The sequence below is a fragment of the Sphingomonas sp. T1 genome, from assembly GCF_902506585.1.
GTDB lineage: Bacteria > Pseudomonadota > Alphaproteobacteria > Sphingomonadales > Sphingomonadaceae > Sphingomonas > Sphingomonas aerolata.
In genome coordinates this window covers 318,411-330,594 of the sequence record NZ_LR733875.1, presented here as the reverse complement: position 1 = coordinate 330,594, position 12,184 = coordinate 318,411, and the positions used below count along the sequence as shown (strand labels likewise).

General features: G+C 67.8%; 6 protein-coding genes. 5 read left to right on the top strand and 1 reads right to left on the bottom strand.

Annotation, left to right across the window (positions count from 1 at the left end; all coding sequences use genetic code 11):
- Position 1: 1 nt before the first annotated feature.
- Positions 2 to 739, bottom strand: coding sequence for a GntR family transcriptional regulator (locus GV027_RS01435; RefSeq protein ID WP_031396151.1), 738 nt, complete (start codon positions 737 to 739; stop codon positions 2 to 4).
- Positions 740 to 1,024: 285 nt separating this feature from the next.
- Here GV027_RS01435 and GV027_RS01430 point away from each other — a divergent pair, with 285 nt between their 5' ends.
- The 5 genes from GV027_RS01430 to GV027_RS01410 are packed head-to-tail and all read left to right on the top strand — an operon-like array spanning position 1,025 to position 12,171.
- Positions 1,025 to 3,340: a beta-N-acetylhexosaminidase gene (locus GV027_RS01430; RefSeq protein WP_159510722.1), complete on the top strand. Its 2,316-nt coding sequence runs from the start codon at positions 1,025 to 1,027 to the stop codon at positions 3,338 to 3,340.
- Positions 3,340 to 5,925: a beta-mannosidase gene (locus GV027_RS01425; RefSeq protein WP_159510721.1), complete on the top strand. Its 2,586-nt coding sequence runs from the start codon at positions 3,340 to 3,342 to the stop codon at positions 5,923 to 5,925. Before GV027_RS01430 ends, GV027_RS01425 begins: the two co-directional genes overlap by 1 nt.
- Positions 5,922 to 8,459: a glycoside hydrolase family 3 C-terminal domain-containing protein gene (locus GV027_RS01420; RefSeq protein WP_159510720.1), complete on the top strand. Its 2,538-nt coding sequence runs from the start codon at positions 5,922 to 5,924 to the stop codon at positions 8,457 to 8,459. The genes GV027_RS01425 and GV027_RS01420 overlap by 4 nt, the downstream gene beginning before the upstream one ends.
- Positions 8,456 to 9,877 (top strand): glycoside hydrolase family 125 protein, encoded by a 1,422-nt coding sequence (locus GV027_RS01415; protein WP_159510719.1) that lies wholly within the window; start codon positions 8,456 to 8,458, stop codon positions 9,875 to 9,877. The genes GV027_RS01420 and GV027_RS01415 overlap by 4 nt, the downstream gene beginning before the upstream one ends.
- Positions 9,874 to 12,171, top strand: coding sequence for a GH92 family glycosyl hydrolase (locus GV027_RS01410; RefSeq protein WP_159510718.1), 2,298 nt, complete (start codon positions 9,874 to 9,876; stop codon positions 12,169 to 12,171). The genes GV027_RS01415 and GV027_RS01410 overlap by 4 nt, the downstream gene beginning before the upstream one ends.
- The last annotated feature ends 13 nt before the right edge of the window (positions 12,172 to 12,184 follow it).

Here is a 12,184-nt window from a genome sequence, read left to right as displayed (position 1 = left end):
ATCAGATGTCGGCGAGTTCGGCGACGAAGTCATAGGCATCGCCGCGGTAATAGGAGCGCGTGAATTCGGCCGCACGTCCGTCGCGCAGGAAGCCACGGCGTTCGATCAGCAGCCCGGCATGACCGGCATCGACCCCCAGCATCCGCGCATGCTCGCCGCCGAACGGCACCGCACGCAGCCGCTGCAGCGCACGCACCGGCCGGCTCCCCGCCGCTTCGAGCGCGGCATAGAGCGAGTCCGTCACGCCATCGACCGAGGTCAGGCAATAGCCGGCGATGGTCGAGAATTCGAGCGCCATCGCCTCCTCGTCGGCATAGCGGATGCGGTTGAAGCGGAACACCGGCGCACCCGGCGACAGGCCGAGCGCCATCGCCTCTTCGGGGTTCACCTGGCCCGCGGATCGCGAGATCCAGGTGCTGCTCGATGTCCGGCCGCGTGCCGCCATGTCCTCGCTGAACGACGACAGTTTCGAGAAGCTCTTTTCGACGCGACCGGCGACGAACGTGCCCGCACCCCGGCGTCGGGTCAGCAGCCCTTCCTCGACGAGCCCGCCGATCGCCTTGCGCACGGTGATGCGCGAGACGTCATATTCGATCGCCAGATCGCGTTCGGCGGGGATCGCATTGCCCTGGACGAGCAGCTTCTCGCCGATCGCGTTGCGGATCAGATCCTGCAACTGAAGATAGAGCGGCGACGGATTGCCCTTGCGAAAGCGTCCGATATCATCGGAAAACGCCATGTACCCCCCTTTGACTGGCAGCCCGAAGCGCGCCACACCCTGTCCTGGCGCGGGAGGATAGCCAAAGCACAGCCGCGCGGCAACCAGACCGACGCCAAGGATTATATTGGTATTTCCGTCCAAAACGGGTCGATGCTACTAGATCGGCTGAAACACTGGCAAACTTTGCGGCGGCTCGGGACCTGCTTTCAGGACGCTGGCCAATCAACGGCTTGTGTCTGGACCTATATTGGTTACATTCCCCGACCAGCGGCCGTGAGGAGCCGGTTACCGGGAGCAGAAATCATGCGGTCAAACGCACCCCCCCGTTTCGGATGCGCGCTTGTCGCGACCGGCATGATGCTCGGCACCACCGGCGTGGCCGATGCGCAGGACCGCCTGCCGCTCGTCCCGCAACCCGCAGCGATGACGCGCGGGACCGGCGCCGTGACGATCGCGACGGGCAGCGCGGTGTCCGCCGATCCCGGCGATGCCGGCACCACCGCCGCCGCCCGTCTGCTCCTAGCCCATGTGAAGACCGAACGCGGCCTAACGCTGGCGACCGGCGCGCGCGGCCTGATCCGCATCGATCGCGACGCGGCGATCAAGGGCGCGGAATCCTATCGTCTGACGGTCGATGCGTCCGGCGTGCGGATCGCGGCGTCGGGCGATGCCGGGCTCGTCTATGGCGCGATGACGCTGGCGCAGCTGATCAGCCCCGATCGCGCCTTCGGCCAGCCCGTCCGGATCCCAGCGGTCACGATCGACGACGTTCCCCGCTTCGGTTGGCGCGGGCTGATGATCGACACCGCGCGGCATTTCCAGTCGCTGCCCTCGCTCTATGCGATCGTCGACCAGATGGCGTCGGTGAAGCTCAACACGCTCCATCTCCACCTCACCGACGATCAGGGCTGGCGGTTCGAGGTCAAGGCCTATCCCCGGCTGACCGCGATCGGCAGCGTCCGGACGTCCCCCTCGACCGGCGAGGCGCCCGGCACGCAGGTCGGCGGCTTCTACACGCAGGACGAGCTGCGCAAGCTCGTCGCCTATGCAACCGAGCGCGGCATCGTCATCGTCCCCGAGATCGACCTGCCCGGCCACGCGCAGGCGCTCGTCGCCGCGTATCCGGACCTCGGCGTCCTCGGCGACACGCCGAAGGTCAGCAGCGACTGGGGCGTGAATCCCTATCTCTTCAACCCCGGTCCGAAGGGCATCGCCTTCGTCAAGACGGTGCTCGACGAGATCATGGCGGTCTTCCCCGGCACCTATGTTCATCTCGGCGGGGACGAGGCGGTCAAGGATCAGTGGGAACGCAGCCCTGAAGTCCAGGCGCAGATGGTCAAGCTCGGGATCAAGGACGAGAACGGGCTGCAGAGCTGGATGATCGACCAGTTCGGCGAATATCTTGCCAGCAAGGGCCGTCGCCTGATCGGCTGGGACGAAATCCTCGAAGGCGGCCTGCCCGCCTCCGCATCGGTGATGTCGTGGCGTGGCGAGAAGGGCGCGGTCGAGGCCGCGAACCAGAACCACGACGTCGTCCTGTCGCCTGCACCGACGCTCTACCTCAACAGCCTGCAGAGCGATCGCAGCGACGAACCGCCGGGGCGGATCGACGTCCAGTCGCTCGAGACCGTGTACAAGTATGAGCCGATGCCTGCGGGGATCCCCGCCGACAAGGCGCATCACGTGCTCGGTGCACAGGGCAATCTGTGGAGTGAGTACATCGTCACGCCCTATCAGATGCAGCATCTGATCTTCCCACGCGCCGCCGCGCTCGCCGAGATCACCTGGTCGGGCAAGGACAAGCGCGACTTCGGCAGTTTTCTCGAGCGGGTTCAGCCGCAGATCGGCCGCTGGCGCACCTCCGGCATGCAGGTCGCGGACAGCGCGTTCGCAGTCGGCTATACGCTCGCTGGCACACGCGGCGATGCGCTGCGCACCAAAAGCGCCAAGGTCTCGCTGACGACGCAGGCGCCCTATGGCACGATCCGCTACACGCTCGACGTCAAGGCCCCCGGCCCGCGGTCGCCCGCCTATACGGCACCGCTGTCGATCAAAGCCGGGGTCAAGATCCGCGCCGCCGCGTTTGACGCCGCCGGTCAGCAGATCGCCGAGCCACGCCTGTTCGATACCGGCCGTCAGGCACTGCTGACGCGCACTGCCTCCGACATGGTCGCCTGTCCAAAAGGATCGCTCGCGCTACGCGTGCCGCTGACGCCCGAGGCGCAGGCAAATGCACCGGTCTACAATATCGACCTGTTCGACCTGTGCACCGCCTATCCCGCCGCGCCGATGGATGCCGCAAAGGGCTTCACGATCGATATCGCCCGCCTGCCGCGTCATTATGCGCTCGCGCATGAAGATACGAAGCTTCGCCGGCATTATAACGTCACCCCGCACGGCGAGCTGATCGTGCTCGTCGGCTGCACCGTGGCGGGTGCCAAGCCGGTCGTCGCCGGCACCTTCCCGCTCCCCGATCCGGCAACCGCCGCCACCCGGTTCAGCGTCAAGGGCCGCCTGCCCGCGCTGACCGGCGACCGCGACATCTGCCTGCAATTCACCTCCCCCACGTCCGATCCCTATTATGCGGTCGAGCGGATGCAACTTACGGAGACACGCTGATGCGTCGCTGGTTCCTTCTCCCTCTCCTCGCACTCGCCTCGCCCGCGATCTCGGCCCCGAAGACGGTGGTCACGCTCGACCGTGACTGGCAGGTCCGGATCGATCCGACCGACACGGCCGCGGTCGCCGCGCACAAGCGCGAGGCGAAATGGCTCGCGGCCACGGTGCCGGGATCGGTCCAGCAGGACCTGATCGCCGCGCGCCGCGTCCCCGATCCCTACAAGGGCATGAACGAGGCGGCGATCCAGTGGGCCGGGCTGACCCGGTGGCAGTTCCGCCGCGTGCTCGAAGTCACGCCGGCGATGCTCGCGCGCGACCATCTCGATCTCGTATTCGACGGTCTCGACACCTTTGCGACCGTCGCCGTCAACGGCACGCCGCTGCTCAAGACCGACAACGCTCACCGTCGCTGGCGCGTGGACGCGAAATCGGCGCTGAAGGCGGGCCGCAACGAGGTGGTGGTGACGATCGCCTCGCCGATCCGCACGCTGCAGCCGATGGTGCTCGCCGAAAAGCATCCGCTTCCCGGCGAATATGACAGCGCGTTCGGCGACGAGCCCAAGGGCAAGCAGACCTCGCCCTATATTCGCAAACCCAAATATCATTACAGCTGGGACTGGGGTCCCCGCATCGTCAACATCGGCATCTGGCGCCCGGTCCGTCTCGAGATCTGGGACGAGGCGCGGATCGAGACGTTCCGGGTCGAGCAGGAGGATCTGAGCGACGCCGAGGCGCGGATCGCGGCGAAGCTCGACATCGTCGCCGACACGCCTGGTCGCACGACCGTGCACGCCGTTGTCACGGGTCCCGACGGCAAGACCGTCACGGTCGACCGTAGCGTCACGCTCGCCGCCGGCAGCAACAGCGTCTCGCTGCCGCTGACGATCGCCGCGCCGCAGCGTTGGCAGCCGATCGGCTATGGCGCGCAGCCGCTCTACACCGTCACCGCCTCGCTCGCCGGCGCGCAAGCGACCGCAGAGGACAGTGTCACGCGGCGGATCGGCCTGCGCACGGTCGAACTGATCCGCAAGGACGGCAGCTTCGGCTTCAAGGTCAACGGCACGCCGATCTTCGCCAAGGGCGCGAACCTGATCCCGTTCGACATGTTCCCGTCGCGCGTCACCCCCGCCTATATGCAGACGATCCTGAAGGGCGCAGCGGATGCCAACATGAACATGATCCGCGTCTGGGGCGGCGGCTATTATCTCGACGACGCCTTTTACGACATGGCCGACCGCATGGGGCTGATGGTGTGGCAGGACTTCATGTTCGGCGGCAGCGTCACGCCGCCCGATGCAGCATTCCGCGAGAATGTCCGGATTGAGGCCGAGCAGCAGGTCGCCCGGATCGGCTCGCATCCCTCGGTCGTGATCTGGGCCGGCGGCAACGAAGTGCTGTCGGGCTGGGAGAACTGGTCCGATCGCAAGGCGTTCAAGAAGGCGGTCGGCGCCGACGAGCAGGAGCGGATCGGCGCGGGCATGGCGGTGCTGTTCGACCGCGTGCTGCGCCAGGCGGTGACGAAATATTCGCCCGGCACGCCTTATTGGCCGGGCTCCCCCTCGACCGATTATGAGGGCCCGACCGACACCGACAAGGACGGTGATCGCCATTTCTGGGATGTCTGGTCCGGATCGAAACCGGTCGAACGCTATCTCGACAGCTGCCCGCGCTTCATGTCGGAATATGGCTTCCAGGCGATGCCGGACCTCGCGACGATCCGCGCCTTCGCGGGCAAGGGACCGCTTGCCGCCGACAGTCCGGTGATGAAGGCGCATCAGAAGTTCCTCGCCGGCGAGGGCAATGAGCGCCTGCTGATGTATCTGCGCGATCGCCTGCGCCCGGCGAAGGATTTCGCCGATCTCGTCTATCTGACGCAGGTCAACCAGGCCGAGGCGATCCGCATCGCCGCGCTGCATCACCGTGCGTGCCGCCCGGTGACGATGGGGTCGCTCTACTGGCAGCTGAACGACGTCTGGCCCTCGATCAGCTGGGCGAGCATCGATCATGACGGCCAGTGGAAGCTGCTCAACTATGCCGCGCGGCGCTTCTTCGCACCCCAGGCGATCGCCGCGGAGCACAAGGACGGCGCGACGCGGATCTCGCTGATCTCCGACGCGACCACGCCGATCGCCGCGCGCTGGCGGGTGCGCGCGATGGACATGGCAGGCACCTTGCTGAACGACACCACCACGCCCGCGACGCTGCCGCCGCTCTCGTCGACGCTCGCCGCGACGCTCCCCGATGCGACGCTGTTCGGCAGCGCCGCGCCGGGGGCCAGCTATGCGGTCGCCGAGCTAATCGTCGGTGACGCGGTCGCCAGCCGTGCGATCATCGAACGCGCGTTGCCCAAGGACATGGCCTATCCCGATCCGGGCCTGAGCGTCACCTGGTCGGGCTCGACCGCGACGATCACCGCCAGCCGCTTCGCCCGCGCGGTCATGCTCGATTTCGGCGACGTGGCAGCGCAGCCCGCCGATGACGGGTTCGACCTTCTGCCGGGCGAGACGCGGACCGTCGCCGTTGCGTCGGACGCGTCGCCTGCCACACTGCGCAAAGCGCTCACCTTGAGGACCCTTGCCCGATGATCTGGCTCCTGCTCGCCTCCGCCGATCCCGTCGCCACCGCGGTCGCCACCATGTCGATGGAGGAAAAGGCTGCACAGTTGCAGAGCACCGCGCCCGCCGATTCGAAGCTCGGCCTGCCCGCCTATGACTGGTGGAACGAGGGACTGCACGGTCTCGCGCGCAACGGTCATGCGACCGTGTTCCCGCAGGCGATCGGCATGGCCGCGACCTGGGATCCGGTGCTCGTCCGCAAGATCGGCGACGTCGTCGCAACCGAGGCACGCGCGCGCTTCAATGCGAAGCCCGCCAATGCCGATCGCCGCATCTATGAAGGGCTGACGATCTGGTCGCCCAACATCAACATCTTCCGGGATCCCCGCTGGGGGCGCGGGCAGGAAACCTATGGCGAGGATCCGTATCTGACCGGGCGGCTCGGTGTCGCGTTCATCGGCGGCCTTCAGGGCCCCGACCCGCTCCACCCCAAGGTCGTCGCCACGCCGAAGCATTTCGCGGTGCACAGCGGCCCCGAGGCCGGGCGCGACAGTTTCGACGTCGACCCCAGCCCGCAGGATCTGGAAGCTACCTACCTGCCCGCCTTCCGCCAGGCGGTGACCGAGGGCAAGGCGCTCTCGCTGATGTGCGCGTACAACTCGATCCACGGCGTGCCCGCCTGCGCATCGTCGCCGCTGATGGTCGACCGGCTGCGTCGCGACTGGGGCTTTACCGGCTTCACCGTCTCCGATTGCGACGCGGTCGGTAACATCAGCACCTATCACCACTATCGGCTCGACACGCCCGGCGCCGCGGCAGCGGCAATCAGGGGCGGCACCGATCTCAATTGCGGAACCGCCTATGCCGGCCTCCCCGCCGCAGTTCGCCAGGGTCTGGTGAGCGAGGCCGAGGTCGACACCGCGCTGACGCGCGCCTTCCGCGCCCGCCGCGCGCTGGGCATCGCGTTCGGCGGCGACAGCCCGTGGAACAAGATCGGCACCGATCAGGTCGATACCCCCGCGCACCGTGCGCTCGCGCTCGAGGCGGCGCGCAAATCGATCGTGCTGCTCAAGAACGATGCCAGCCGCCTGCCGCTCAAATCGGGCAGCCGGATCGCGGTGATCGGCACCAATGCCGACGATATCGGCGTGCTCCAGGGCAATTACCACGGCACCGCCGTTTCCCCCGTTACCCCGCTCGACGGCATCCGCAAGCAGTTCGGCGCCGCCAATGTCCGCTATGCCCAGGGTTCGGTGCTCGCCGACGGCGCGCCGGTGGTGGTTCCCGAAACCGTCTTTCCTCAGGGTCTGAAAGCGGAGTATTTCACCGGTACCGGGACGACCGGCGGCACGCCCGTCCTGACGCGCACCGAACGCCGCATCGATGCGGACCTCAACCGCGTCAGTCCGGCGCCTGGGCTTGGCCGCAGCTTCGGCGTCCGCTGGTCGGGCGTCTTCACTCCGCCCGCCGCGGGTGACTATACGCTGGTGATCGACGTCCCGGCGTGCTGGAAAGACTGTTCGGTCCATGACGTCGCACGCCTCTGGATCGGCGACCGCCAGCTCACCGCCGGCGAGATCAAGAAGGGCCGCGTCGAGATCCCGGTCTCCAGCGACGGCAAACCCGCCGTCTTCCGCCTCGAACTCGATCACCGCAGCGACGACGAGGGTATCCGCCTGCTCTGGACGCCGCCCGCCGCGCCGATGCTCGCCGCCGCTGTCGCCGCCGCGAACGCTTCAGACGTCGTCGTCGCGGTGATGGGCCTGTCGCCCGATCTCGAGGGCGAGGCGCTGTCGGTCAGCGTACCCGGCTTCGTCGGCGGCGACCGCACCGACATCGGGCTTCCGCTCGCGCAACAGGCGCTGCTCAAAGCACTGCGCGCGACCGGCAAACCCGTCATCCTCGTCCTGACCAGCGGCAGCGCGGTGACGGTCGATCCGTCGCTCGCCGACGCGATCCTGACCGCCTGGTATCCGGGCCAGGCCGGCGGCACCGCGATCGCCGAGACGCTCGCGGGGCTCAACAACCCTTCGGGTCGCCTCCCCGTCACCGTCTACAAGTCCGCCAGCGACCTGCCCGCCTTCATCGACTATACGATGAAGGAGCGCACCTATCGCTACTTCACCGGCAAGCCGCTCTGGGGCTTCGGCCACGGGCTGAGCTATACCAGTTTCGGCTATGCCGCGGCAAAACCCAGCCTCACCGTCGCGGCCGGCCAGCCTCTCACGCTCGCGGCGAAGGTCTCGAACACCGGCGCGCGCGCGGGCGAAGAGGTCGTTCAGGCCTATCTCGTCCCGACCGCGACCACCGGCGGCGGAGCGACCACCGCGGTGCTCCAGCGCCAGCTCGTCGGCTTCGACCGCGTCGCGCTCAAGCCCGGCCAGTCGCGCACCGTCTCGTTCGCGCTCGATCCCCGCTCGATGAGCAGCGTCGCGCGCGACGGCACGCGGACGATCCAGCCCGGCGCCTATCGCCTCTATGTCGGCGGCGGCCAGCCCGGCGACGGCGAGGGGCAATGGACCGACCTGACGATCACAGGCGCAGCGGTGGGGCTGCCCAAATGATCGATCGCCGTTCGTTGATCGCCGGCGGGCTCGCGCTCGTCGGCACCCCTGCTTTTGCCGCCCGCCCGAACCTGCCCTCCAAGCGCCCCGCCGTCGCCGACCGTCTGTTCAAGAGCCGGGCGGTGGAACGCGAGATCGCCCGCGTCTCGGCCCGGATCGCCGATCCGAAGCTGCGCTGGATGTTCGGCAACTGCTATCCCAACACGCTCGACACGACCGTGCGGATGTCGACCATCGGCGGTGCCCCCGACGCGTTCGTCATCACCGGTGACATTCCGTGCCTGTGGCTGCGCGACAGCTCGGCGCAGCTCCGCCCCTATCTTCACCTCGTCCGCAACGATCCCGCGCTGCGCACCGTGTTCCGCGGGCTGATCGCCCGCCAGTCGCGATCGATTCTGCTCGATCCCTATGCCAATGCGTTTCTCGAGGATCCCGCCGGCAAGACCGAGCTGAGCTGGGCGTTGCACGACCAGACCGAGATGAAACCGGGTGTCGCCGAGCGCAAATGGGAGATCGACTCGCTCTGCTACCCGATGCGTCTCGCTTATGGCTATTGGCAGGCGACGCGCGACGCGACCCCGTTCGACGCGACCTGGGCGGAGGCAGCACGCGCCAGCCTGCGCACCTATCGCGAGCAGCAACGCAAGGACGGTCGCGGCCCCTATAGCTTCCTGCGCGCCTCGAACCGTAATACCGAGACGATGGCGCTCGAGGGCTGGGGCAATCCCGCCAGGCCGAACGGCCTGATCCAGTGCGGTTTTCGTCCGTCCGACGATGCCTGCCTCTATCCCTATCTGATCCCCGCCAATCATTTCGCGGTGACGACGCTGCGCGAACTGGCTGTCGTCGCGAAGGAGGCGCGCAACGACACCGCGCTCGCCGCCGATGCCACCGCGCTTGCGGCCGAGGTCGAGACCGCGCTCAACGCGCATGGCAAGATGCGGCTGCGCGACGGCCGCGAGGTCTGGGCCTATGAGGTCGACGGGTTCGGCAACGCGGTCTTCATGGACGACGCCAACGTGCCGTCGCTGTCCGCGCTCGCCTATATGGGCTGCGTTCCCGCCACCGACCCGCTCTGGCGCCGCACCTCGGACGCTGCCTGGAGCGACGCCAATCCCTATTTCTTCAAGGGCACCAAGGCGGAGGGGATCGGCGGCCCGCATGTCGGGCTCGGCCAGATCTGGCCGATGTCGCTGATCATCCGCGCGCTTGCCGGCGCTGACGACGCGACCGTCCGCAGCTGCCTCAGGATGTTGCGCGATACGGATGCCGACACCGGCTTCATGCACGAGGCGTTCGACAAGGACGATCCCACCAAGTTCACGCGCAGCTGGTTCGCCTGGACGAACGGACTGTTCGGGGAACTGCTCGTCCATCTTGCCGATACCCGCCCCGCGCTGCTGGCAGCGCCGTTATGAGGCTCACGCGACGTGCGTTGCTCGGCTCGACCGGTGCGCTGGCGCTGAGCGACGCGATGCCAGCCTTTGCCGGCCGGTCGCGCGCGGTGCCCGATCTGTGGATCGGGACCGGCGGCGACGGCCATACCTATCCCGGCGCGACCGTGCCGTTCGGCATGGTCCAGGTCAGTCCCGACACGGATACGGAGAACTGGGCGAACTGCTCGGGCTATCATCGCGGTGACCCGTCGATCATGGGCTTTTCGCACACGCATCTGTCGGGCACCGGCATCGCCGACATGATGGACGTGCTCGTCGTGCCTGCCCGCGGCCCGGTCAAGCTGCGCCCCGGCGCACCCGACAAGCCCGGCGAAGGCTATCGACAGACCTATGCGCAGGAAAGTGCCGAGCCCGGCTATTATGCCTGCACGCTCGGCAACGGCGTCCGCTCCGAACTCACCGCCGAAGCGCGCGTCGGCTGGCAGCGGCACCGCTTTCCCGCCGGCCCCGGGCATCTCCTTATCGACCTCGGCAACTACCGCGACAGCCGCCCGGGCGAAGGCCCGCTGATCGACGACAGCCGGATCGAACTCGAATCGGACGGCATCCTGATCGGCAGCCGCCGCACCTTCCGCTGGGCCAAGGGGCGCCGCATCCACTTCGCGATGCAGGTCTCGCGCAAGCCCGACCGGATCACGCTGCATGCGGGCGACCAGGTCGTCAACGGCGCGATCGCGACCGCCGACCGCGTGCGCGCGGTGCTGCACTACGACGATGCGGGCTCCGCCCCGATCGTCGTGCGCACCGCGGTTTCCGCGGTCGACATGGCGGGCGCACGGACCAACCTCGCCGCCTCGGCATCGCGCGACTTCGATGCGGCGCGGCGTCAGGCGATCGGCGACTGGGCCGACGCGCTCAAGACCGTGAAGATCGACGGTGGCAGCGACGACCAACGCGTCGTCATGGCCACCGCGCTCTATCATGCGATGCTCGCGCCGACGCTCTTTTCGGATGTCGACGACCGCTATGTCGGGCTCGACCGGCTGGTCCACAGCGTGCCCAAGGGCGAACAGGCGTACAGCACCTATTCGACCTGGGACACCTATCGTACGCTCCACCCGCTACTGACGCTGGTCGCGCCCGATCGCGCGCGGTCGCTCGTCCGCGACCTGGTCCGCCAGACGCAGCAGAGCGCCTATGGCCCGCCGTGCTGGCCGCTCCAGGGGGTCGAGACCGGCACGATGATCGGCTGGCATTCGGTCGCTATCATGGCGGAGGCCGCGGCCAAGGGCATCGACGCGGACTATGCCGCCGCCTGGCCTGCGATCCGCACGCGCGCGTTCGACGCCAAGGCCCCCGACCTCGTCAACAGCCGCGCGCGGGGCACCTATATCGCGCGTGGCTATCTGCCTGCCGATCAGGTCGACGAGTCGGTCAGCCGGACCCAGGAATATGCCTATGACGACTGGGCGATGGCCGCCCTTGCCGCAGAGGCCGGGGCGACCGACGACGCCGCCCGTCTGCGCGAGCGCAGCCGGAACTATCGCAACGTCCTCGACCCGGCGATCGGCCTGGCGCGACCCAAGCTCGCCGACGGCAGCTGGCTGACGCCCTATGACCCGATCCAGCTCGGCCACATCAAGCGCTACCACGACTTCACCGAAGCCAATGGCTGGCAGACGACCTTCCTCAACCAGCATGACCTCTACGGCCAGATCGCGCATTTCGGTGGCGATGCGAAGTTCGCCGCGCGCCTCGACGCGCTGTTTGCTGCGCCCTCGACGCTGCCCAGGGACGCGCCGCCCGACATATCGGGGCTGATCGGCCAATATGCGCACGGCAACGAACCCGATCAGCACGTGCCCTATCTCTACGCCTATGTCGGCCAGCCCTGGAAGACGCAGGCGCTGGTCCGCAAGATCCTGACGACGATGTACAAGCGCGCGCCCGACGGGATCATCGGCAATGACGATTGCGGCCAGATGAGCGCATGGTTCGTGATGTCAGCGCTCGGCCTCTACCCGGTCGATCCGGTCGCGGCGGTCTATGTGTTCGGCTCGCCGCTCTTCACCCGCGCCGAACTCAAGGTCGGGGGCAAGCGTAAGGTCGTGATCGAGGCGCCGGGCAACCGCGCCGATACGCCCTATGTCACCGCGGTCACTTGGAACGGCAAGCCCTGGACGAAAAGCTGGATCGCGCATGCCGATCTCGTCGCCGGCGGTACGCTGCGCTTCACCATGTCCGCCACCCCCGATCCGGCGTTCGGCGCGAAGCTCGCTGACCGCCCCCCCTCGTTCGGCCGCCCCGCTGCCTGAATTCCCACGGAGA

Bases quoted from the DNA above. Each gene is read 5' to 3' on its own strand.
- GV027_RS01420 (WP_159510720.1), top strand. From the start codon at position 5,922: ATGATCTGGCTCCTGCTCGCCTCCGCCGATCCCGTCGCCACCGCGGTC.
- GV027_RS01425 (WP_159510721.1), top strand. From the start codon at position 3,340: ATGCGTCGCTGGTTCCTTCTCCCTCTCCTCGCACTCGCCTCGCCCGCG.
- GV027_RS01430 (WP_159510722.1), top strand. From the start codon at position 1,025: ATGCGGTCAAACGCACCCCCCCGTTTCGGATGCGCGCTTGTCGCGACC.
- GV027_RS01410 (WP_159510718.1), top strand. From the start codon at position 9,874: ATGAGGCTCACGCGACGTGCGTTGCTCGGCTCGACCGGTGCGCTGGCG.
- GV027_RS01415 (WP_159510719.1), top strand. From the start codon at position 8,456: ATGATCGATCGCCGTTCGTTGATCGCCGGCGGGCTCGCGCTCGTCGGC.
- GV027_RS01435 (WP_031396151.1), bottom strand. From the start codon at position 739: ATGGCGTTTTCCGATGATATCGGACGCTTTCGCAAGGGCAATCCGTCG.